24 protein-coding genes are annotated in these 22,653 nt (G+C 67.3%); 21 read left to right on the top strand and 3 right to left on the bottom strand.

Annotation, left to right across the window (positions count from 1 at the left end; genetic code table 11):
- Positions 1–6 precede the first annotated feature (6 nt).
- From AC3WL8_RS01340 to AC3WL8_RS01240, 21 genes are all read left to right on the top strand, one after another.
- Positions 7–741, top strand: coding sequence for a DUF4088 domain-containing protein (locus tag AC3WL8_RS01340; RefSeq protein ID WP_316155191.1), 735 nt, complete (start codon positions 7–9; stop codon positions 739–741).
- Between the two features lie 486 nt (positions 742–1,227).
- Entirely contained in the window at positions 1,228–1,545 is a 318-nt protein-coding gene (gene flhD / locus AC3WL8_RS01335; RefSeq protein WP_010812713.1) for a flagellar transcriptional regulator FlhD, read from the top strand.
- Positions 1,542–2,147, top strand: coding sequence for a flagellar transcriptional regulator FlhC (gene flhC / locus AC3WL8_RS01330; protein WP_013951937.1), 606 nt, complete (start codon positions 1,542–1,544; stop codon positions 2,145–2,147). The genes flhD and flhC overlap by 4 nt, the downstream gene beginning before the upstream one ends.
- 119 nt (positions 2,148–2,266) lie before the next feature.
- Positions 2,267–3,130 (top strand): flagellar motor stator protein MotA, encoded by an 864-nt coding sequence (gene motA / locus AC3WL8_RS01325; RefSeq protein ID WP_013951938.1) that lies wholly within the window; start codon positions 2,267–2,269, stop codon positions 3,128–3,130.
- A gap of 27 nt (positions 3,131–3,157) precedes the next feature.
- Complete coding sequence (gene motB, locus AC3WL8_RS01320; RefSeq protein WP_013951939.1) at positions 3,158–4,123, top strand: flagellar motor protein MotB; 966 nt, start codon at positions 3,158–3,160, stop codon at positions 4,121–4,123.
- A gap of 52 nt (positions 4,124–4,175) precedes the next feature.
- Entirely contained in the window at positions 4,176–6,191 is a 2,016-nt protein-coding gene (cheA, locus tag AC3WL8_RS01315) for a chemotaxis protein CheA (RefSeq protein WP_013951940.1), read from the top strand.
- 42 nt (positions 6,192–6,233) lie between these two features.
- Entirely contained in the window at positions 6,234–6,728 is a 495-nt protein-coding gene (locus AC3WL8_RS01310; protein WP_010812708.1) for a chemotaxis protein CheW, read from the top strand.
- A gap of 30 nt (positions 6,729–6,758) precedes the next feature.
- The gene (locus AC3WL8_RS01305) at positions 6,759–7,670 is read left to right on the top strand and encodes a CheR family methyltransferase (protein ID WP_492377775.1); all 912 of its coding nucleotides are present in this window, start codon (positions 6,759–6,761) and stop codon (positions 7,668–7,670) included.
- Positions 7,670–8,320: a chemoreceptor glutamine deamidase CheD gene (cheD, locus tag AC3WL8_RS01300; protein WP_013951942.1), complete on the top strand. Its 651-nt coding sequence runs from the start codon at positions 7,670–7,672 to the stop codon at positions 8,318–8,320. The genes AC3WL8_RS01305 and cheD overlap by 1 nt, the downstream gene beginning before the upstream one ends.
- A gap of 23 nt (positions 8,321–8,343) precedes the next feature.
- Entirely contained in the window at positions 8,344–9,426 is a 1,083-nt protein-coding gene (locus tag AC3WL8_RS01295; RefSeq protein WP_013951943.1) for a protein-glutamate methylesterase/protein-glutamine glutaminase, read from the top strand.
- 88 nt (positions 9,427–9,514) lie between these two features.
- Positions 9,515–9,901, top strand: a complete 387-nt coding sequence (gene cheY, locus AC3WL8_RS01290; protein ID WP_492377774.1) for a chemotaxis response regulator CheY — start codon at positions 9,515–9,517, stop codon at positions 9,899–9,901.
- A 17-nt stretch (positions 9,902–9,918) separates the two neighbouring features.
- The gene (gene cheZ, locus AC3WL8_RS01285) at positions 9,919–10,551 is read left to right on the top strand and encodes a protein phosphatase CheZ (RefSeq protein ID WP_013951944.1); all 633 of its coding nucleotides are present in this window, start codon (positions 9,919–9,921) and stop codon (positions 10,549–10,551) included.
- 563 nt (positions 10,552–11,114) lie between these two features.
- Positions 11,115–11,795 carry a CsgG/HfaB family protein gene (locus AC3WL8_RS01280; RefSeq protein ID WP_211979569.1) on the top strand — a complete coding sequence of 227 codons (681 nt, stop codon included), beginning with the start codon at positions 11,115–11,117 and terminating at the stop codon, positions 11,793–11,795.
- A 27-nt stretch (positions 11,796–11,822) separates the two neighbouring features.
- Positions 11,823–12,197 carry a DUF4810 domain-containing protein gene (locus AC3WL8_RS01275; protein WP_211979570.1) on the top strand — a complete coding sequence of 125 codons (375 nt, stop codon included), beginning with the start codon at positions 11,823–11,825 and terminating at the stop codon, positions 12,195–12,197.
- Positions 12,194–12,853, top strand: a complete 660-nt coding sequence (locus AC3WL8_RS01270) for a DUF799 domain-containing protein (protein ID WP_492377773.1) — start codon at positions 12,194–12,196, stop codon at positions 12,851–12,853. Before AC3WL8_RS01275 ends, AC3WL8_RS01270 begins: the two co-directional genes overlap by 4 nt.
- Before the next feature lie 239 nt (positions 12,854–13,092).
- Positions 13,093–14,235 (top strand): flagellar biosynthesis protein FlhB, encoded by a 1,143-nt coding sequence (gene flhB / locus AC3WL8_RS01265; RefSeq protein ID WP_013951948.1) that lies wholly within the window; start codon positions 13,093–13,095, stop codon positions 14,233–14,235.
- Entirely contained in the window at positions 14,232–16,313 is a 2,082-nt protein-coding gene (gene flhA, locus AC3WL8_RS01260) for a flagellar biosynthesis protein FlhA (RefSeq protein ID WP_492377772.1), read from the top strand. The genes flhB and flhA overlap by 4 nt, the downstream gene beginning before the upstream one ends.
- Before the next feature lie 10 nt (positions 16,314–16,323).
- Positions 16,324–18,654: a flagellar biosynthesis GTPase FlhF gene (gene flhF, locus AC3WL8_RS01255; RefSeq protein ID WP_492377771.1), complete on the top strand. Its 2,331-nt coding sequence runs from the start codon at positions 16,324–16,326 to the stop codon at positions 18,652–18,654.
- An 11-nt stretch (positions 18,655–18,665) separates the two neighbouring features.
- The gene (locus AC3WL8_RS01250) at positions 18,666–19,460 is read left to right on the top strand and encodes a MinD/ParA family ATP-binding protein (protein ID WP_492377795.1); all 795 of its coding nucleotides are present in this window, start codon (positions 18,666–18,668) and stop codon (positions 19,458–19,460) included.
- Between the two features lie 96 nt (positions 19,461–19,556).
- Positions 19,557–20,273, top strand: coding sequence for an RNA polymerase sigma factor FliA (locus AC3WL8_RS01245; RefSeq protein ID WP_013951952.1), 717 nt, complete (start codon positions 19,557–19,559; stop codon positions 20,271–20,273).
- The gene (locus AC3WL8_RS01240; RefSeq protein WP_041228771.1) at positions 20,273–20,710 is read left to right on the top strand and encodes a flagellar protein FlhE; all 438 of its coding nucleotides are present in this window, start codon (positions 20,273–20,275) and stop codon (positions 20,708–20,710) included. Before AC3WL8_RS01245 ends, AC3WL8_RS01240 begins: the two co-directional genes overlap by 1 nt.
- A gap of 27 nt (positions 20,711–20,737) precedes the next feature.
- On the opposite strand, the gene AC3WL8_RS01235 is transcribed toward AC3WL8_RS01240, so the two are convergent.
- The 3 genes from AC3WL8_RS01235 to flgA form a co-directional block, all read right to left on the bottom strand.
- Entirely contained in the window at positions 20,738–21,199 is a 462-nt protein-coding gene (locus AC3WL8_RS01235) for a flagellar protein FlgN (protein WP_013951954.1), read from the bottom strand.
- 5 nt (positions 21,200–21,204) lie between these two features.
- On the bottom strand, positions 21,205–21,513 hold the full coding sequence (gene flgM / locus AC3WL8_RS01230) for a flagellar biosynthesis anti-sigma factor FlgM (RefSeq protein WP_013951955.1): 309 nt from the start codon (positions 21,511–21,513) through the stop codon (positions 21,205–21,207).
- A gap of 161 nt (positions 21,514–21,674) precedes the next feature.
- Entirely contained in the window at positions 21,675–22,466 is a 792-nt protein-coding gene (gene flgA, locus AC3WL8_RS01225) for a flagellar basal body P-ring formation chaperone FlgA (RefSeq protein ID WP_492377770.1), read from the bottom strand.
- Positions 22,467–22,653: the final 187 nt, after the last annotated feature.

Genomic DNA, 22,653 nt, shown 5'->3' with positions numbered 1-22,653 from the left:
AAGGCTATGACGACCGAGATCAACCTGGCCCTGCCGCATGACGATGCGGCCCGGCTGCGCAAGGAATTCGAGCAGTTCGTCGGGGTCTCGACCGGCCTGGACCGCGAGTTCCTGCCGCCCGATTTCCAGGAATTCCTGCGCGCGCGGCTGCTGCAGCATGACGGCCCGCTCACCGAGCGCGCGGTCTCGCGGCTGCTGTCCGGCGGTGAATACGGCTGGGCACGCCGCGTGTTCGACAAGCAGTTGCCCAATGCGCTGGCGGCGCTGATGCGCGATGCCCAGCGCTTTGGCTTCGGGCTGGCAGTGCAGCCCGACTGGACGCCGGACCAGCGCCTGGCGCATGCGCGCGAATGGGCCGCGCAGGTGCTGTCGGAATGCGGCGCCGATGCGGCCTTCACCGAGGCGCTCGCCACGCAGGTGGCGGCTTCGGCCGAAGACGTGCGCGTGCTGGAAGAGCGCATGCGCACGCCCGCATGGCGCCTGGCCGAAAGCCTGCGCCAGCGCGCCTATGACCTGATGTACGCGCTGCAGACCGAAGACAGCGAAGCCGCGGGCCGCGCCCGCGTGGGCGAGCTGCGCGGCATGCTGGGCCTGGCCCTGGAATACGGCTCGGTGCGGCCGGAAGAAGCCTCGCGCGTGCTGGAGCAGGTGGAGCGCATGCGCCCGGCGCTGTTCCGCGAAGCGCCCGACGATGTGTTCGCCCGGCTGGCGGCGTGGCTGCGGCGCATGTTTGGGCACTGAGGGCGCGGTTGGCATCCGGCGCGCTGCATCCGGCCACGAATCTCGTACTGGGATGACGGACAGTGCTTGCGCGCTAAGCGCAATAGGCGGCACTCGTCAATAGAGGATTCCAGCAGGCTACCGAGGGCGCTGGTCGCGCGTTTGCAGATATGACGTTTGCGAGACTGGCTTGCGCCAGATCAAGTGTCAGAGATGTGACGTGTTACAAAATGTGCGCGCTCATGTATGTTTCATGCGACATTTGGTTCCCCCCCCCGCGTAAGTAGGGATTGGCATTGCGGGTGGATTGCCGATATAAACGTAACAGTCTTACTTACACTCTGTAACACTTGTAACGGGGTTGATTACAGTTGGACACGGGCGTAGTTCCTTAGTCGTACGTTGTACCCGCCCAGCCGCATACAAACGATCTGGTCGCCGGGCCCGCGAGGGCATCGGTAAGCGCCGGACAAGCGGCCACGGCGGGTTTTTGGTAGCGGGGATAAATTGGAAAGCAGTGAAGTTCTCCAGGAGATCAGGGAGGTTAATCTCGCCTATCTGCTGCTCGCGCAACGCCTGGTGCGCGAAAACCAGGTCGAAGCCATGTTCCGGCTCGGGGTCAGCAAGGAAATCGCGGATATTCTTGCCAAGCTGACTTCCGCGCAACTCGTCAAGCTGGCGGCATCCAACATGGTGCTGTGCAGGTTCCGCTTCGACGACCATGCGCTTCTGTCCACTCTCACCCACACGGCCAAGAGCCATGACATGCAGCAGATCCACGCCGCGATCCTGCTTGCACGCCAGCCTGTGGAGTCGCTCAATTGACCGCGCTCCTGCAGGCCGAGCCGACCCGGAGTTACACGGCCACCTCCGTTCCCAGCCGCAAGAGCGTGCTCCAGGATGCCAACCAGACCCAGCTTGCGATCGAGCTGATCGGCTTGGGTGCGCGCCTGCAGGTGCTTGAAGCCGAGACCACGCTGTCGCGTGACCGGCTCATCCGCCTGTACAAGGAGTTGCGCGGCGTCTCGCCCCCCAAGGGCATGCTTCCCTTCTCGACGGACTGGTTCACCACCTGGCTGCCGAATATCCATTCCTCGCTGTTCTTCTCTGCCTACCAGTTCATGGTGCAGGAGGGCGAGACCGTGGGCATTCGCGCGGTGGTGGCTGCCTACCGCCTGTACCTTGAGCATGTTTCGCTGCTCGGCGGCGAAATTGTCTTAAGTTTCACGCGTGCCTGGACGTTAGTACGGTTCTTCGAGAGCAACATGCTGCAGCTGTCCCGGTGCACGTGTTGCGGCGGGCAGTTTGTCACGCACGCGTATGAGCCGCACGCGAACTTTGTGTGCAGCCTGTGCCGTCCGCCGTCACGCGCAGGGAAAGTGAAGAAGCTCTCGAAAGACGCCGCCGCCGTGCAGACCAACACCTGATCCTGGTCAAGGTCCGCCGGCTGGCAAGCTTGCTGCGCTGGCGGACGGATTCTCTCCGTGCGCCCGTGCAACGGGCAAATGAGCGTGGCTGACGCGCGTTTTTAGACGGGGATCCGATCGTGCTAGTAGTTCTTGGCTATGTCGTCGTGGTTGTGGCGGTGCTTGGCGGTTACGCCATGACCGGCGGCCACATGGGCGCGCTATATCAACCGGCGGAATTTGTAATCATCGGGGGCGCCGCCTTCGGTGCCTTTATCGCCACCAATACAGCAAAGGCCATCAAGGCCACCGCCAGGGCGCTGCCGGGTCTGTTCAAGAGTTCCAAGTACAAGAAAGAGCTGTACCTGGACGTCATGTCGCTGCTGTACGTGCTGCTGTCCAAGGCACGGCGCGAGGGCATCCTGTTCCTGGAAAAGGAAATCGCGGACCCCGCCGCCAGCAGCGTCTTCAGCCAGTACCCGCGCATCCTGTCGGATCCGGTGGTGATGGAATTCCTCACCGACTACCTGCGCATGATGGTCAACGGCAACATGAATGCCTTCGAGATTGAGGCCCTGATGGACCACGAGATCGAGACCTTCCGCCACGAGGCCGAGATCCCCGCCCATGCGCTGTCGCGCGTCGGCGACGCGCTGCCCGCCTTCGGCATCGTTGCCGCGGTGATGGGCGTGGTGCATGCGCTGGGTTCGGCCGACCTGCCGCCGGCCGAGTTGGGCGCGCTGATCGCGCACGCCATGGTCGGCACCTTCCTGGGCATCCTGCTGGCCTATGGCTTTGTCTCGCCGCTGGCCGCGCGCATCGAGCTGCAGGTGTCCGAGAACGTCAAGGTCTACGAATGCATCAAGGTGGTGCTGCTGGCCTCGCTCAACGGCTACGCGCCGCTGGTGGCGGTGGAATTCGGCCGCAAGGTGCTGTACTCCACGGTGCGGCCGTCGTTCCTTGAGCTCGACGACCACGTGCGTGAAGTCAAGAGCCTGAATTAAGGCACGCAAGCAGCAAGGGGCACCGTCATGAGCAGCGCACACGATATGCGTCCGATCATCGTCCGCCGGGCGAAATCGCACGCCAAACCGCATGGCAACCACAGCTGGAAGATCGCCTACGCCGACTTCATGACCGCGATGATGGCGCTGTTCCTGGTGCTGTGGCTGCTCTCCAGCGCCAACAAGAAGACGCTGGAAGGCATTGCCGAGTACTTCCGCATGCCGCTCAAGGTGGCCGTCGTCGGCGGCGAGAGGAGCAGCCAGACGCCCAGCGTGATCCCGGGCGGCGGCCAGGACGCGCTGCGCAAGGACGGCGACACCATGCGCGCGCGCGCCAACGAACCCAGCGACGAGCAGCGGCGCAACGAGCAGCAGGAAGCGCAGCGCCTGCGCGCGCTCAAGCAGCGCCTTGAGCAGATCATTGAGAACAACCCAGTGCTGCGCCAGTTCCGGCCGCAGCTGCTGCTGGACATCACCAGCGAGGGGCTGCGCATCCAGATCCTGGATACGCAGAACCGGCCCATGTTCCGCACCGGCAGCGCCACGGTCGAGACCTATATGCGCACCATCCTGCGCGAGATCGGGCCGGTGCTGAACGAGCTGCCCAACAAGGTCAGCCTGTCGGGCCATACCGATGCGGCCAACTATTCCAACGGCGAGCGCACCTACAGCAACTGGGAGCTGTCGGGCGACCGCGCCAACGCTTCGCGCCGCGAGCTGATCGCCGGCGGCATGCAGGAGGGCAAGGTGCTGCGCGTGCTGGGCCTGGCCGCAACCATGCCGCTGGACAAGGAAGACCTGCTGGCGCCGGTGAACCGGCGCATCAGCATCGTGGTGCTCAACCATAAGGCCCAGGCGCGCTTCGAGGCCGAGAACGCCAGCGCCGCAGAGGTCTCGGTGGCGGCGCAGGCCGGCAAGGCTGTGCAGGAGATGCAGGCGGGGCTAGCAGCGGCCTCCGCGCCCGCGCCTGCGCCCACGGGCAGCAAACCATGACGCGCAGCCGCTGCGGCAGCGCCAGTGCAGTAACCAAGTGACTCAGGACGCCATGTCTGTCGATATCGATATCACACAGTTTTACCAGACCTTCTTCGAGGAAGCGGAAGAACTGCTCGTCGAAATGGAGCAGCTGCTGCTCGGCCTGGACATTGAGTCGCCCGATCCCGAGCATTTGAACGCGATCTTCCGGGCGGCGCACTCCATCAAGGGCGGGGCCGCCACCTTCGGCTTCGCGGCGCTGACCGAGACCACCCATATTTTCGAGAACCTGCTGGACCGCACGCGCCGGCAGGAACTGGCGTTGACCAGGACCATCATCGACACCTTTCTGGAAACCAAGGACGTGTTGCAAGACCAGCTCAACGCCTACCGCAACGGCACCGAACCCGATCCGGAAACGCTGGCGCGCATCTGCGCCGTGCTGCAACAGCTGGCGCAGGAAGCCGCCGGCGATGCTGGCGCAACTGCCGCCCCGGCCCCGGCGCCCGCTCCTGTTGCCGCAATGACCCCCGCTGCCGCTGCCACGGGCGGCGGGCTCAAGATCCGCCTGATCCGGGTTTCCGCCTCTGACCAGGCGCTGCTGCGCGAGGAACTGGCCAACCTGGGCGAGATCACCGGCCAGCAGGAGGTGAATGGCGAACTGGTGGTGTGGCTCAACACCCAGTGCAGCGCCGACGACATCATCGCGGTGTGCTGCTTCGTGATCGATCTGGACCAGATCGTGATCGAAGCCGAAGCCGAGGCACCTGCCGCCGCCCCAGCGGTGGTCGAGGCGCCGGTCCCGGCGCCCGTCCCGGTCGCGGCGGCCCCCGTAGCAGCGGCGGCAGCGCCCGCCGCCGCGCGCGAGAAGGCCAAGCCGCAGGCGAGCGCCGCGCACGGCGAAGGCTCGATCCGCGTGCCGACCGAAAAGGTCGACCAGATCATCAACCTGGTGGGCGAGCTGGTGATCACGCAGTCGATGCTGGCGCAGACCGCCTCTGCGCTGGACCCGGTGCTGTTCGACCGCCTGTTCTCCGGCATGGGCCAGCTCGAGCGCAACGCGCGCGACCTGCAGGAAGCGGTGATGTCGATCCGCATGATGCCGATGGACTACGTGTTCTCGCGCTTCCCGCGGCTGGTGCGCGACCTGGCCAGCAAGCTTGGCAAGCAGATCGACCTGGTCACCTTCGGCAAGGCCACCGAACTGGACAAGAGCCTGATCGAACGCATCATCGATCCGCTCACCCACCTGGTGCGCAACAGCCTGGACCACGGCATCGAAACCCCTGACAAGCGCGTGGCCGCCGGCAAGGACGCGACCGGCCAGCTGATCCTGTCCGCGCAGCACCATGGCGGCAATATCGTCATTGAAGTCAGCGACGACGGCGGCGGCCTGAACCGCGAGCGCATCCTGGCCAAGGCCATCCAGAACGGCCTGCCGGTGTCCGAGGCCATCACCGATGAAGAGGTCTGGCAGCTGATCTTCGCGCCGGGCTTTTCCACCGCCGAAGTCGTCACCGACGTGTCCGGCCGCGGCGTTGGCATGGACGTGGTCAAGCGCAATATCCAGGAGATGGGCGGCCACGTCCAGATCAGCTCGCGCCCGGGCCTGGGCACCACCATCCGCATCGTGCTGCCGCTGACGCTGGCGATCCTGGACGGCATGTCGGTCAAGGTGGGCGAAGAGACCTTCATCCTGCCGCTGAACTGCGTGATGGAGTCGCTGCAGCCCAAGGCCGAGGATGTCCACACCGCCGCCAACTCCGATCGCGTCATGCACGTGCGCGGCGAATACCTGCCGCTGCTGGAAATGCACCGCGTGTTCAACGTGGCCGGCGCGCTGCAGGAACCCACGCAGGGCATCGCTGTGATCCTGCAGGCCGAGGGGAAGCGCTTTGCGCTGCTGGTGGACCAGCTGATCGGCCAGCACCAGGTGGTGCTGAAGAACCTGGAAACCAACTACCGCAAGGTGCCATGCATCTCGGCGGCGACCATCCTTGGCGACGGCAGCGTGGCGCTGATCGTCGATGTCGGCGCGCTGCAGCGCACCGGCGTGCGCCGGCAGGAACCGGCGCTGGCGCAATAAGCGGCCAACACCCATCGTCCAAACACAGGAGAACGAGACATCATGGCCGGCATCGGACACATCGATACCCCCGGAAGCGACGCTTCGGGCCAGGAGTTCCTGGTCTTCACGCTGGGGTCGGAGGAATACGGCATCGACATCCTCAAGGTGCAGGAGATCCGCAGCTACGAGACCGTGACCCGCATCTCCAGCGCGCCGGACTTCATCAAGGGCGTGACCAACCTGCGCGGCGTGATCGTGCCGATCGTCGACCTGCGCCTGAAGTTCCGCCTGGGCAACGTGCGCTACGACCACCAGACCGTGGTCATCATCCTGAACGTGGCCGGCCGCGTGGTCGGCATCGTGGTGGATGGCGTGTCCGACGTGCTGACGCTGACGGGCGATGCGATCAAGCCCGCGCCGGAGTTCGGCGTGTCGATCTCAACCGAGCACCTGACCGGGCTGGGCACCATCGACGGCCGCATGCTGGTGCTGATCGATATCGAACGCCTGATGACCAGCGCGGAGATGGCGCTGGTCGAGGCCGAGCTGGCCTGACCCAGCGCACGCACCACTGAAGCACATCCCATGACGCCGTTCCGCACCGCCGCCAGCGTTCCCGGCCAGACCGGGTCGGTCCTTGCGCCGGGCGCCATCCTGCGGCGCGACGATGCACGCGACTTCCTGCTGACCGAACGCGACTTCGAGAAAATCCGCGCGCTGATCCACCGGCGCGCGGGCATCTCGCTGGGCAGCCATAAGCGCGAGATGGTCTACAGCCGGCTGGTGCGCCGGCTGCGCGCGCTGCAGCTGTCGGACTTCGCCTCGTACCTGGCGCTGCTGGACGCGGACGACCGCTCGTCGGAGTGGGAGTTCTTCACCAATGCGCTGACCACCAACCTGACCTCGTTCTTCCGCGAGGCCCATCACTTCCCGCTGCTGGCCGAGCATGCCAGGAAGACCGGGCGCCCCTACAGCGTCTGGTGCTCGGCCGCGTCCACCGGCGAGGAGCCGTACTCGATCGCCATCACGCTGGCCGAAGCGCTGGGCGACCGTGCCGGCACGGTGCTGGCCACTGACATCGACACCCAGGTGCTGGCCAAGGCCCGCGGCGGCGTGTATTCCGCGGAGCAGGTCGCGCGGCTGTCGCCGGAACGGCTCAAGCGCTTCTTCCTGAAGGGCACCGGGCCGCGCACCGGTTCGGTCAAGGTCAAGCCGGAGCTGGCCGCCACCATCGCGTTCGAGCCGCTGAACCTGCTCGCGCCCGACTGGGGCATGCGCGAGCAGTTCGACGCCATCTTCTGCCGCAACGTGATGATCTACTTCGACAAGCCGACCCAGGGACGCATCCTGGAGCGCTTCGTGCCGCTGCTCAAGCCGCACGGGCTGCTCTTTGCCGGCCACTCGGAGAACTTCTCTTATGTCACGCGCGCCTTCCAGCTGCGCGGGCAGACCGTTTATGAACTGGCGCCGGATGCGGCCAGGGCGGGAAGGCCGTGATGCGCACGCCCCATCTGCCCGAAGCCCTTGCCACGCGCACATATTTCGACCGCGAGTTCGGCAAGCAGGCCATCAAGCTGTTGCCCAACGAGTACTACGTGACCCGCGAGGACGTGGTGCTGACCACCGTGCTGGGCTCGTGCGTGGCGGCCTGCATCCGCGACGAGAGCGCCGGCGTGGGCGGCATGAACCACTTCATGCTGCCCGATGACGACGGCAGCGCCGACCGCATGCTGTCGGCGTCGATGCGCTACGGCAGCTATGCGCTGGAAGTGCTGATCAACGAACTGCTCAAGATGGGCGCGCGCCGCGAGCGGCTGGAGGCCAAGGTCTTCGGCGGCGGGGCGGTGCTGGCCAATATGACCACGCTGAATATCGGCGACCGCAACGCGGACTTCGTGCTGCGCTACCTGAAGACCGAGGAGATCCGCGTTGCGGCGCAGGACCTGCGCGGCCCGCATGCGCGCCGTGTCAGCTACTTCCCGGTCGGCGGGCTGGCGCTGGTACGCCGCCTGACGCGGCAGGACGACCAGGTTTCGGTGGCGCGCGACGAGCGCGCCCTGGCCCGCGCCATTGCCACCTCGGCCCGGGCGCCGGCGCAATCGCCTGAACTGTTTGCGCGGCAGTCCTTTGCGCGCCAGCTTCCCTGAAACCAAACCAAGCACGATCAATCATGACTGCCGCCAAGATCAAGGTGCTCTGCGTGGACGATTCCGCGCTGATCCGCAGCCTGATGACGGAGATCATCAACAGCCAGCCCGACATGGAAGTGGTCGGCACCGCGCCCGATCCGCTGGTGGCGCGCGACCTGATCAAGCGCCTGAACCCGGATGTGCTGACGCTGGACGTCGAAATGCCGCGCATGGACGGCCTGGACTTCCTGGAGCGCCTGATGCGGCTGCGGCCGATGCCGGTGCTGATGGTGTCGTCGCTGACCGAGCGCGGTTCGGAGATCACCATGCGCGCGCTGGAGCTGGGCGCGGTGGACTTTGTCACCAAGCCCAAGCTGGGCATCCGCGACGGGCTGCTGGAATACACCCACACCATCGCCGACAAGCTGCGCGCCGCGTCGCGCGCCCGCGTGCGCGCGGCCGCGCAGCCAGCCGCGCCGACAGCGGCCGGCGCCGAGCCCGTGCCGATGCTGCGCAGCCCGCTGCTGTCGACCGAAAAGCTGATCATCCTGGGCGCCTCCACCGGCGGCACCGAGGCCATCAAGGAATTCCTGATGCCGCTGCCGCCCGACAGCCCCGCGGTGATGATCGTCCAGCATATGCCGGCCGGCTTCACGCGCTCGTTCGCGCAGCGGCTGGATGGCCTGTGCCGCATCACGGTCAAGGAAGCCGTGCACGGCGAGCGCGTGCTGCCCGGCCATGCGTACATCGCGCCGGGCGATTCGCACCTGCTGCTCGCGCGCAGCGGCGCCAACTATGTCGCGCACCTGTCGCAGGAAGCGCCGGTCAACCGCCACCGCCCGTCGGTCGACGTGCTGTTCGATTCGGCCGCGCAGCATGGCGGCAAGAACGTGATCGGCGTGATTCTGACCGGCATGGGCAAGGACGGCGCGCGCGGCATGCTGCGCATGCGCGAGGCCGGTGCCTACAACCTGGCCCAGGACGAGCACACATGCATTGTGTTTGGCATGCCGAAGGAGGCGATCGCCACCGGCGGCGTGCATGAAGTCGTGCCCTTGCCGGCGATGACCCAGCGCGTGATGGCACGCCTGGCCACATACGGCACGCGCGCGCAGCGGGTGTAAACGAAATCGGGCCGAGCGGGGCGCGCATGCCGGCGCGCAGCGCTCGTCCTGGCAACAAGCCAACACTGTATTTTCTGGAGCCCTCAAAGTGGACAAGAGCATCAAGATCCTGGTCGTGGATGATTTCCCGACCATGCGCCGGATCATCCGCAACCTGCTCAAAGAGCTGGGTTTCGTCAACGTCGAGGAAGCCGAGGACGGCGCCGCCGGCCTGGAGAAGGCCAAGGATGGCAGCTTTCAGTTCGTGATCTCGGACTGGAACATGCCCAATATGGACGGCCTGACCATGCTGCAGGCGATCCGCGCCGACGCCAGTATCGGCAAGATCCCGGTGCTGATGGTGACCGCCGAAGCCAAGAAAGAGAACATCATCGCCGCGGCCCAGGCCGGTGCCAACGGCTACGTGGTCAAGCCGTTCACGGCCGCCACGTTGGACGAGAAGATCACCAAGATCTTCGAGAAGCTCGGCGGCTGAGGCGGAGGCGCGTTTCCATGACCCCGACCCTGAGCAATGATTCCGCCGAGCAACTGATCCTGCGCATCGGCAACCTGACGCGGATGCTGCGCGACAATATGCGCGAGCTCGGCCTGGACAAGGAGATCGAACGCGCCGCGCAGGCCATCCCCGATGCGCGCGACCGGCTGAACTACATCGCCGCCATGACCGAGCAGGCCGCCGAGCGCACGCTCAACGCGGTCGAGCTGGCGCAGCCGATCCAGTCCGGTATCGAGCAGCAGGCCGAAACCCTGGACAAGCGCTGGGACGCCTGGTTCGAGCAGCCGGTGGAGCTGGCCGACGCCCGTTCGCTGGTGCTAGACACCCGCGCCTTCCTGTCCGAGGTGCCCGCCCAGGCCCGCGCCACCAACAGCCATCTGCTCGACATCATGATGGCGCAGGACTTCCAGGACCTGACCGGCCAGGTCATCAAGAAGATGATGGACATGATCCGCGCGCTGGAGCAGGAGCTGCTGCAGGTGCTGATCGACAACGTGCCGTCCGAGCGCCGCGTGGAAGCGCCGGCCGCCACGCTGCTGAACGGGCCGCAGATCAGTCCGGAGGGCAAGCCGGACGTGGTTTCGGACCAGGCGCAGGTGGATGATCTGTTGGCCAGTCTGGGGTTCTGAGAGCCTGGTGAGCTGAGCTCTCCCGCCGGTTTGCTCCCCTCTCCCGCCTGCGGGATAGGGGCAGGGCGTGAGGGCAGGCGCGTGCCTCGCGGCAAGGCATTTCGTTTATCGGCGCCCCGCCCTCAGCGGGGCGCTGCCGTCAACCTCCACCTCCTGTCGGGCCGGCGCCCTGGGCGCCCAAGGAATGTGAACGATTGTGATGGCGTGTAGGTGGAGCTTCTCGCGTGCGCTAGGCTGAAGCCCTTTGCGGCGCCGGATTGCGGGTGCGCGACGGCCTAGGTCATGCTCGGACTGGCTGCCACATTGCCCCGACGAACTGCGGAAATGTCCGCCACCCGATTCGGAATCCTCCGATCCCGACGCCAGACTGGGCTGGGTACAGTGGCTAGCCTTGGCCTCCTCTGGCGGGCGCCGCCGAATCGTCTGCGCTCCCGCGCCGTCGAAGACTGACCAGCGAGGTGACGCCCGGCTGCCCGGTCACCCGCCCGAACGGGGCGGAGTATCGACTTGCTGCTGTGCCAGAGCATGAATGTAGTGTTGACCCAACTGAAGGAGAAGATCGCATGAACAAAGTGACGGCCATATCCCTGGTCGCCGCGGCCGGGCTACTCGCCATGCTCGGCGGCTGTGCCACCGAATCGTCCACGGCGCTGCCGGTGCAGAAGGTCGAGAGCGCCAGCCGTCCCTACGCCGGCGTCCGCACGCCGATTTCGGTCGGTAAATTCGACAACCGTTCGAGCTACATGCGCGGCGTGTTCTCCGACGGCGTCGACCGCCTGGGCGGCCAGGCCAAGACCGTGCTGATCACGCACCTGCAACAGACCAACCGCTTCAATGTGCTCGACCGCGACAACATGGACGAGATCAAGCGCGAGGCAGCCATCAAGAGCCAGGCTCAGCGCTTGAAGGGGGCCGACTACGTGATCACCGGCGACGTGACCGAGTTCGGCCGCAAGGAAACCGGCGACCAGCAACTGTTCGGCATCCTGGGCCGCGGCAAGTCGCAGGTGGCGTATGCCAAGGTCGCGCTCAACGTGGTCAATATTGCGACCTCGGAAGTCGTGTTCACCGCCCAGGGCGCGGGCGAGTACTCGCTGTCGAGCCGGGAGGTAGTCGGCTTTGGCGGCACGTCCAGCTATGACTCGACGCTCAACGGGAAGGTGCTCGACCTCGCCATGCGCGAAGCCGTGACCAATCTGGTCAGCGGCATCGAAAGCGGCGCCTGGAAGCCCGTCACCCCCTGATTCCAAAAACCCAGTCAAGGACAAATCGTGAAGACATTGTTCCAGCCGCAGCGCCTGGCGGTGCCTGCCCTGGTCGCAAGCGCATTGTTGACAGGCTGCGCGGCTCCCGCCAAGCCCCTGTATCAGTGGGAAGGCTACCAGCCGCAGGTCTACCAGTACTTCAAGGGCGAACCGAAGCAAGCCCAGATCGAGGTGCTGGAGCGCGACCTGCAGAAAATCATGGCGGCCGGCAATACCCCGCCGCCCGGCTACCACGCGCACCTCGGCATGCTGTATGTCGATATCGGCAAGGATGACGAAATGGTCCGCGAATTCCAGACCGAGAAGGCGCTGTTTCCCGAGTCGGGAGCCTATGTGGACTTCCTGCTGAAGAACGTCAAACGCAAGGGAGAGAAGAAATGAGCAAGCTGTTCCATCGCGTCCTGATGCTGCTGGGCGTCGCCATGCTGGCAGCCGGCTGTGCCGCGCCGACGAAGAACGTGGATTACGCCGCCTTCAAGGAAAGCCACCCCCGCTCGATTGTGGTGCTGCCGCCGCTGAACAACTCGCCGGACGTGAAGGCCACTTACGCCATGCTGTCGCAGGCCACACAGCCGCTGGCGGAATCCGGCTACTACGTGCTGCCGGTCGCACTGGTTGACGAGACCTTTCGCCAGAACGGGCTGACGATACCGGGCGACATCCACGCGGTGGCGCCCGCGAAGCTGCGCGAAATCTTCGGCGCGGACACCGCGCTGTACATCACCGTGACCGACTATGGTTCGAAGTTCCAGGTCGTCAGCAGCACAACCGTTGTCGCCGCCGAAGCGAAGCTCCTGGACCTGAGGACGGGCAAGACGCTCTGGACCGGACAGGCGTCGGCTGCCAACAATCAGTCGGGTAACGCTGGCGGTGGGTTGATCGGAGCGCTGATCGGGACGGCCATTGCGCACGCGATCAGCAGCGTGTCGGATGCCGCCTATGGGGTGGCCGGCAGGACGAGCCAGCAACTGTTCTCGGCGGGTACGCCTGGCGGCATCCTGTATGGGCCGCGGTCGCCGAAGTACGGCACGGACTGACTATCATGGCTCTGGTTTTGTGAGGGGACCGGCCTGACGTAGTTCGCGCGGGCATCTCCCGATGCCCGCCTCCCCATCCACGCCTAAAGTCCTCCCAATCAGGCGCCGTTAACGCCACCAGGCCCCTGATTTCCCAAACAACACCCAATTCCCCCGCCTTTTCCCATGAATGGGAAGGCTGTCCCGCTTCGATAATCCCTGCTGACGAATAGCGGCCTGCCGCTTCGCACGGAGCATGGATGTCCGAAGAAAGCGACCTCGAGAAAACCGAACCCGCCTCACCCCGGCGCCTGGAAAAGGCGCGCGAGGAGGGGCAGGTGGTGCGTTCGCGCGAGCTCGCCACGTTCGTCATGCTGATTGCCGGCGTGACCGGCCTGTGGACGCTGGGCGGCCATCTGGGCCGCAGCCTGAACCAGGTGATGCAGGGGGCGCTGCGATTCGAGCCGGCAACGGCGTTCGATACCTCACGCATGCTGTCGCGCTTTTCCATGATGGTGTGGGACAGCCTGCTGGCCTTCCTGCCGCTGCTGTTCCTGTTCGGCGTTGCCGCGCTGGCAGCGCCGTTGCTGCTGGGGGGCTGGGTGTTCTCGGGCAAGTCCTTCGCGCCGCAGTTCTCGCGCCTGTCGCCGCTGGCGGGGCTGGGCCGGATGTTCTCCGCGCATTCGCTGGTGGAGCTGCTCAAGGCCGTGGCCAAGTCGCTGCTGGTGGGCAGCGTGGGCGCCTGGGTGCTGTGGCGGCGCCTGCCCGAGGCCATCGCGCTGATGAATGCGCCGGTGCAGGAAGCACTGCTGCACATGGTCGACCTGGTCATGAATTGCTGCCTGGTGGTGTCGCTGTCGCTGCTGGTGGTGGCGGCCATCGACGTGCCGTGGCAGTACTGGGAGTACTTCAAGAAGCTGCGCATGACCAAGGAAGAGGTCAAGCAGGAATTCAAGGAAAGCGAGGGCGACCCGCATATCAAGGGCCGCATCCGCCAGCAGCAGCGCGCCATGGCGCGCCGCCGCATGATGACCGAAGTGCCCAAGGCCGACGTGGTGGTGACCAACCCCACCCACTTTGCCGTGGCGCTGCGCTATGAGGAAGGGCGCATGGGCGCGCCGCGCGTGGTGGCCAAGGGCACCGGCGATATTGCCGCCCGCATCCGCGAGCTGGCCGCCGAGCACCGCGTGCCGCTGATGTCGGCCCCGCCGCTGGCGCGTGCGCTGCACCGCCACGTGGAGCTGGGCCAGGAAATCCCCGCCGGACTCTATACCGCCGTGGCCGAAGTGCTGGCCTGGGTCTATCAACTGAAGCACTGGCACTACTCGCAGGGCCCGCAGCCGCAGGCGCCCGCGGACCTGCCGGTGCCCGATGAACTCGCCGTACCGGAAATGCGCGAATGAACGCTCTGAGCAACCTGTTCAACCTGCCCGGCCTGCGCTCCGCCGGCCAGCTCAAGGCCATGACCGGTCCGCTGCTGATCATCATGATCCTGGGGATGATGATCCTGCCGCTGCCGGCCTTTGTGCTGGACCTCCTGTTCACCTTCAATATCGCGCTGGCGATCATGGTGCTGCTGGTCAGCATGTACACGCAGAAGCCGCTGGACTTTGCCGCCTTCCCGGCGGTGCTGCTGTTCACCACGCTGCTGCGCCTGTCGCTGAACGTGGCGTCCACGCGCGTGGTGCTGCTCGAAGGCCATACCGGCCCGGACGCTGCCGGCAAGGTGGTGGAGGCATTCGGCCACTTCCTGGTGGGCGGCAACTTCGCAGTCGGCATCGTGGTGTTCGCGATCCTGGTGGTGATCAACTTCATGGTGATCACCAAGGGTGCGGGCCGTATCGCCGAAGTGGGCGCGCGCTTTATGCTGGATTCGATGCCCGGCAAGCAGATGTCGATCGATGCCGACCTGAACGCCGGCCTGATCGACGAAGCCGCCGCCAAGAAGCGCCGCGCCGAAGTGGCGCAGGAGTCCGACTTCTACGGCGCCATGGACGGCGCCAGCAAATTCGTGCGCGGCGATGCCGTGGCGGGCCTGCTGATCATGTTCATCAACGTTGCCGCCGGCATGGTGGTGGGCATGGTGCAGCACGACCTGGACTTCGGCACCGCCGTGCACAACTACACGCTGCTGACCATCGGCGACGGCCTGGTGGCGCAGATCCCGGCGCTGGTGATCTCCACCGCCGCCGGCGTGATCGTGTCGCGCGTGTCGAACGAGCAGGACGTGGGCGAGCAGCTCACCGGCCAGCTTTTCGCCAACCCGCGCGTGCTGTACCTGACCGCGGGCATCATCGGCCTGATGGGCATCATCCCGGGCATGCCGCATTTTGCCTTCCTGCTGCTGGCGGGCGTGCTGGTGTGGATGGGCCGTTATATGTCGCGCCGCGCCGCCACGCAGGAGCAGGTCAAGCGGCGCGAGGAGCGCACCCCGGCGGTGGCGCAGGAATCCACTGAAGCCAGCTGGGACGACGTCACGCTAGTCGACCCGCTCGGCATGGAAGTGGGCTACCGCCTGATCACGCTGGTGGACCGCGCGCAGGACGGTGAGCTGCTGGGCCGCATCAAGAGCATCCGCAAAAAGGTGGCGCAGGAGATCGGTTTCCTGGTGCCGGTGGTGCATATCCGCGACAACCTGGAACTCAAGCCCAACGCCTACCGCATCACGCTCAAGGGCGTGGAGATCGGCCGCGGCGAAGCCATGCCGGGGCAGTGGATGGCGATCAACCCCGGGCAGGTCAGCGGCACGCTGCCGGGCGCGGCCACGCGCGACCCCGCCTTCGGCCTGCCGGCCGTCTGGATCGACGCGGGCATCAAGGAGCAGGCGCAGTCCTACGGCTATACCGTGGTCGATGCCAGCACGGTGGTGGCCACGCACCTGAACCACCTGATCCACATGCACGCCGCCGAGCTGCTGGGCCGCCAGGAAGTGCAGGCGCTGCTGGACCGCATCGCCAAGGACTCGCCCAAGCTGACCGAAGACCTGGTGCCGAAGGCCATTTCGCTGACCGCGCTGCAGAAGATCCTGCAGAACCTGCTGGACGAAGGCGTGCCCATCCGTGACATGCGCACCATCCTGGATGTGGTGGCCGAGCATGCGCCCAAGATCAGCGACCCGAACGAGCTGACCGCGATGGTGCGCGTGGCGCTGGGCCGCGCCATCACGCAGCAGCTGTTCCCGAACAACGCCGACCTGCAGGTGATCGGCCTGGATGCCGGCCTGGAGCGCGTGCTGTCGCAGGCTCTGACCAATGGTGGCGGGATCGAGCCGGGCCTGGCCGATGCGTTGCTGCAGCAGACCCAGGGCGCGGTCACGCGCCAGGAACAGATGGGCATGGACCCGGTGCTGCTGGTGCCGTCGCAGCTGCGCCCGCTGATGGCGCGCTTCCTGCGGCGCACCATGCCGCAGCTGAGGGTGCTGTCGCATGCCGAGGTGCCGGACAACCGCAATATCCGCATCACCGCCATGATCGGCGCGTGAGGAGTCATAGATGAGCGTAGCCAAGTTTGTCGCGGCCAACGGCCGCGAAGCCATGCGCCAGGTGCGCGAAGCCATGGGTCCGGACGCCGTGGTGCTGTCCAACCGCACCATCGAGGGCGGCGTGGAGATTGTCGCCATGCGCGATACGGATCTGGGCAGCGTGCAGGCCACGGCGCAGGTCTACGTGCCACCCGCGCCGGTGGTTGAGCCCGCCGCCATCAGCGACCTGCGCGGTGAGCTGCAATCGATGCGCGCGATGCTGGAGCGCCAGCTGGCCGGGATCAACCCTGCCCCAAGCGCGGTTGCAAGCGCGGCAGCGCACGGCGTGGCCGCCAGCGACCCGCTGCGCGAATCCCTGTTTGAATGGATGGTCGGCGCCGGCTTCTCCGGGCAACTGGCGCGCACGCTGCTGGCGCGGCTGCCACTGGGCTACGACCGCCCCGCGGCCATGGGCTGGATCCGCACCGAACTGGCCAGCAAGCTGCCGGTGCTGGGCGACGAGGACAGCCTGTTCGCGCAAGGCGGCGTGCTGGCGCTGGTGGGCCCCACCGGCGTGGGCAAGACCACCACCACGGCCAAGCTGGCGGCGCGCTTCGTGCTGCGCCACGGTGCCGACAAGCTGGCGCTGCTGACCACCGACAGCTTCCGTATCGGCGCGCACGAACAGCTGCGCATCTACGGCGACATCCTCGGCGTGCCGGTGCATGCGGTGAAGGATGCCGCCGACCTGCGCTTCGCGTTGGCGGCGATGAAGGACAAGCACCTGGTGATCATCGACACCGTCGGCATGAGCCAGCGCGACCGCAGCCTGTCGGAACAGATCGCCATGCTGGCCGGCGTGCCCGCGCCGGTGCAGCGCGTGCTGCTGCTCAACGGCGCCAGCCACGGCGATACCCTCAATGAAGTGGTGCATGCCTACCGCCATGACGCCGCGCCCGATGGCGGCGGCATCGACGGCTGCATCATCAGCAAGCTGGACGAAGCCACCCACCTGGGCTCGGTGCTGGACGTGGTGATCCGCCATCGCCTGCCGGTGTTCTACGCCTCCACCGGCCAGCGCGTGCCCGAGCACCTTGAGCTGGCCAACAGCACCGCGCTGGTGGAGCGCGCCTTCCTGACGCCGCGCCGCGGTTCGGTATTTGCCGATGCGGACGCCGCACGCCGGCGCAGCGCCGGCACCGATGACGAGGTGCCCGCGCGTGGCGGCGCCGACGAGGTGCTGCGCTCGCTGAGCGACAGCGCGGACGCGCTGAGCCAGTGCGTGGCAGAACTCAATGGCGCGGGCCTGGGCCTCGACCTGGCCCGCTCGCTGTGGCAACAGCGCGGCGCCGACGCCCCGGCCCTGCGCGCCATGTCGCAGCAGGTGCGCGAAGCGGTCTGCCGCGACGTGACCCGCCAGTGCGAGCAATACGTGCTGGCCAGCGCCGCCACGCTGCAAGTGGCCGTGCCCGGCCGCCGCACGCCGCAGCCGATGCAGCACACGCTGTGGTTCGCCGACCGCGACGGCATGCCGCTGGCCGCCACCGTGACCTCGACCGGCCGTGCCGGCCAACCGCTGGGCGAAGCCGAGTCCGATGCCGCCAGCCTGCGCGCCGCCATGAGCGCCGCGCGCAAGGTGGTCAACCTGATTGATGCCATACCGTCCGCCGCCATGCTGGCACGCTGGCAGCAGGCCGGCGAGCGCTGGGTGGCCAGCGCTCGCAAGACCGCGCGCGTAGTCAGCGCCGGCGCCGCCTGGAAGCTCGATGCGCTGGCCGACACGCTGACCTTCCACGCCGTCGGCGAGGACACCGTGCGCGAGCGTGAAGCCGTGCGCTGGCTGGCCAGCGCCGAAGTGCGCGTACCGGACAGCCCGGTGCGCGGCAAGGGCACCCCCGAAGGCGGCATCGATGCCTGCCTGGTGGTGGCCCGCCTGGCCGACCGCGCCACCGGCGAACTGCTGGATACCCGTTACCTGCTGTGCGACCCGGCGCTGGCGCAGGAGGCCGCGCAGGTGGCGCGCTGGGCCTTGTGGACCGACGCAGCCGATGCGCGCCTGCGCACGCTGCGCCACGCCATCGACCACTTCGCCCAGGACGCCGAAAGCGGCCACGCCGCCGGCGCCGCGCTGGCCGCGCTGCAACTGGGCCTCTCGGTGCTGCGCCTGGAACACGCGCCGACCGCGGCCGCGCCCGCCTTCCTCGCGCGCCTGGCTGGCCGCACGGCGCGCCAGGGCGCGCCGGTGCCGGGCACGGTGCTCAATGAAGGCATGGGCCGCATGCTGGCATTGCTCGACGTGCTGGAAAACTATCCGGGCCGCGGCACCGCCGTGTCCGCTGAAGCCATGGAGGTCCTGCAGTGAGCGCCCTCGCCATGGACCAGGCCGAGAGCCTGCGCCGGATGCTGGCGCCGCGCACGACGCGCCGTATCGCCGTGGTCGCCAGCGAAGGCGGTGCCGGCGCGACCACCGTGGCCCTGGGCTTATCGCACGCGCTGGCCATGCAGGGCGAACGCGTGCTGCTGGTCGACGAAGACGCTGCCGCGGCGCGCGCCACGCGGCTGTCCGGCGCCAGGCCCGCCGGCACCCTGGCCGATGTCAGCGCAGGCCGCCTGCCGCTGGAAGCTGCTGCAGGCACCGGTCCCGGTGGCGTGCTGTCGGTACTGCCGGCTGGCCGGCCTGTGCCGGGCAGCGCCTTGTCGGCTGCTGCCGCGAGTGGCTTTCGCAGCGTGCTGGTGGATGCCGGCGTCGATGCCGACGGCGCGCTGTCGCCGCTCGCGGGCGGCGCGCACAATGTGCTGATCGTAATGCGGCCTGAGCTCGCGTCGATCACCGCCGCCTACGCCTGCATCAAGCGCCTGCATCACCTGTATGCCTGGCGCCAGTTCCACCTGATCGTCAACATGGCGGCGAGCGAGGCCACGGTGCAGGCAATCCTGCGCAATCTAGCGCGCACGGCCAGCCAGTACCTGGGCGTCGAGGCGTTGTGCGCGGGCTGGTTGCCATCCGACCCGCTAGTGGCGCGCGGCGTGCAACTGGGGCGCTGCGTGGTCGAGGCGTTTCCGGCGGCGCCGGCCACCACCGCGCTGCGCCGCACCGCCGGCGGCATCGGCGCCTGGCCGCTGCGCGCGGACGCGTCCGCCCCCGTGCCCGCAGCCGCAATGGCGTGAGCCTGCCAGTCATGCCATCTCACCGAACCAGACCCTGAGCCAGCCCCCGCCCACGTTGTGGCGGTCCAGCAATCCAGCATTCACGAGAATTGCACCATGTACACGATCCAGGGAAAGCTCGAACAGGCCGATGTGGTCAAGGCGCATGCACAGCTGGTGCGCCGCATCGCTCTGCAACTGGCCGCCAGGCTGCCTGCCAGCGTGCAGATCGACGACCTGATCCAGGCCGGCATGATCGGCCTGCTGGATGCCGCCAAGCGCTATGAAGACACCCACGGCGCGCGCTTTGAGACCTATGCCAGCCAGCGCATCCGCGGCGCCATGCTTGACGAGGTGCGCGCCAACGACTGGCAGTCGCGCAGCCTGCGCCAGTTCACCCGGCGCATCGAGCGCACGCAGCGAGGGCTGGAGCAGAAGCTCGGGCGCGCGCCGGTCGACTCCGAAGTGGCCGAGGCCATGGAGATGGCGCTGGACGAATACCAGTTGCTGCTCAATGAGGTCTATGGTTGCCAGCTACTGCACTACGAGGATTTCGAGCGCTCCGGCGAAGAAGACTTCCTGGACCGGCACCTTGGCGGCAGCGATGACGGCAACCCGCTGACCGTGCTGATGGAAAGCGGCATGCGCGAGGCGCTGATCCGCGCCATCGACCGGCTGCCCGAGCGCGAGAAGCTGGTGCTGTCGCTGTGCTACGACCAGGAGCTGAACCTGCGCGAGATCGGCGCGGTGCTCGATGTGACCGAGTCGCGCGTGTGCCAGATCCGCGGCCAGGCGATCACGCGGCTGCGCAACCAGTTGCGCGGCTTGCTGTGATGCAGAGGATGGGCCGCGCCGCGCGCGGCGCTTGCTGCCTGCTGGCTGCCGTATCGGCCTGCGCCTGGGCCGCCATCGAGGGCGGCACCCGCCACGCCTGGACCGGATCGGTCAACGGGCCGGCACTCTACGGCCGCGGACAGCGTGCTGTGTCGCCGCCGATCCTGCCCATCGGCGTCTTGCCGCAGTCAGAAGGGGTCATCACGTCGGTGCGCTGGCGCTACAGCTTCGCCAAAACCCCACCCCTGGAACTGCAAGCCTATCTCTGCAATGCCCAGCGCTGCGTGCTGCTGCCGCAGGCGGAAGGCAAGACCGATGCGTTCTTCGGGGATGATGCCACCAAGGGCTTTGTATTCGCGTTCCGGGTGCCGGGGCAGGGTAGCCTGGTGCCGGTGCTGCAGGGGCGCAGCAATGAGTTGGTGGTGGGGTTTCGGTAGGAAAGAACGGAACATCAGGCGAGAGCTTCAACCCGCTGCCAGACTCACCCCACCCGCTCCAGCCGCAGCCTTCCCATCCTTCCCATACAACCCCGCATCCCCGCCACTATGCTGGCGCAGCGCCTGGATGGCTTCGCGGGTGAAGTCGAGGTGGGCGTTGACGACGGCGCCGTTCAGGGCGTTGCCGTCGCGCGCGGTGCGGGCGGCGAAGATCAGCTGGCGCCAGGCGTCGGCCACGGCCGGGTCGACCTGGCGGCCGAGCAGCTGGCCTTCGGGGCCGGCGCGCAGGCCCAGCGTGCCCATCTGGGCTTCGCGGGCCTTGAGCTGGCGGGACAGGGCCTGGCCCAGTTCAACCTTGCGCGTCAGCAGTCCGCTCAGGGACTGGAAGTCGCCCCGCTTGAGGGCGTCGCGCTCTTCGGCGAGGAGTTGGCCGAAGGCCTGGATGCCTTCGGTTTCGCGCTGCAGGGACTGGATCAGGCTCTGGTTCATTTGGGCTAGCGGGGTTCGGCCTGGCCAAGCTCGCGCAGGGTCGCGAGCAGGCCGTCGGCAATCTTGCCCGGGTCGATCCTGATCCGGCCCTCGGCGATGGCCTGGCGGATCTCTTCGACCTTGGCGGTGTCGATATCGTCGTCCGTGGGCTGCATCAGGCGGGCGCTGATGTCGCGTACCTGGGCGGCCAGCGGGCTGACGCTCAGGCCGGCGGACGGCGCCGCGGCGCTGGCCGGCGCGGCCTGGGGCCGGGCGGCGGCGTCGCCCGCGGGGGCGTCGGCGGGCCGGGACGAGGCGGTGTGGTTGATCTTCACGGGGCGTTCCTTGCTGGTTTCCTATGGCATTACGGTCGCGCCGGCGAATTCTTTAGGGCGCTCGCCCCGATTTCGCCGCGCAGCGGTTTCGGCGGCATTTTCGCATGCCGCTTGCCACGGGTTTCCAGTCTTTTGGCCACGATCAAGGCACTTACGGTGGGCTACTGCAGCACCACGGTGTCGCCGCTGCGTACCAGCCCGTTGACCACCTGGCCGCTGCGCAGGCGTACCTGCACGGTGTTGCCGGTGGCGGCATCGGCCAGCACCTTGCCTTCGCTGGTGATCTGGAAGGCATCGCCCTCCACGGCCACGGTGACGGTCTGGCCCTGGCGCACGGCGATGGCCTTGCGCAGCAGGTCGGCGCGTATCGGCGAGCCCGCGGCAATACGGTTGGCGGTGACCGCGCCGGCAAGCTGCGCCGGATCGGTGATCACCGCGCGTGGCAGCGTGCCCAGGTCGCCCTGGCGGACTTCGATATCGGCCTGGCTGACCGGCTCGCCCGGGCCCAGCGCGCGTGCGGCGACGTAGTAATCAGTCAGCACCGACACGCGCGCCTGCATGTAGCGCACCCACGGCCGCTCGCCGCCGCAGCGCACGCCGACGGAGACGCGGCCCCACGTCGACGTGCCGGCGGGCAGGAACGGGTCGGGCGCAAGGCAATCCGGCGCGCGGCCGCCCGAAGGCGGCGCCACCTGCACGCTGACCTTGCCCGGCAGGCCGGCGGTCTGCTGCAGCAGGAAGCGTTCGACGGCAACGCGCGCGGGGTCTTCGGCAAAGGGGCTGGCAGCGGGGTTGCCTGCATAAGCAGCCTGCTGCTGGCCGTGCGCGGCCGGCGCCTGCATGGCGACGGGCATGACCTGCGCCGGCGCGGCACCGGCGGCGGCCGGCCCAAGCAGGCAGGCCGCCAGCAGGGCTTGCGCCAGGCTGCGGGCGTTGCGGCGATTCTGTTTCATCTGGACTTCCCGGCAAGGACGGCACGGCATGGATGGCATGCCTGGCGCACCGCCCCGTGACTGGCCGCGCGCCCGTTTACATCTGTCATCGGGGTCCCATTGTAGGCAGCCCCTCGCGCGAGGGCAGGCCGAAATGCATGGATTTCCCGTCCTTATTCATCCGATTGGCGTGACAGGTCGCCGCCTA

Source organism: Cupriavidus sp. FW305-F7, assembly GCF_058782875.1.
The sequence above is the reverse complement of the archived record's forward strand: the minus strand, read 5'-3'. Positions and strand labels throughout refer to the sequence as shown.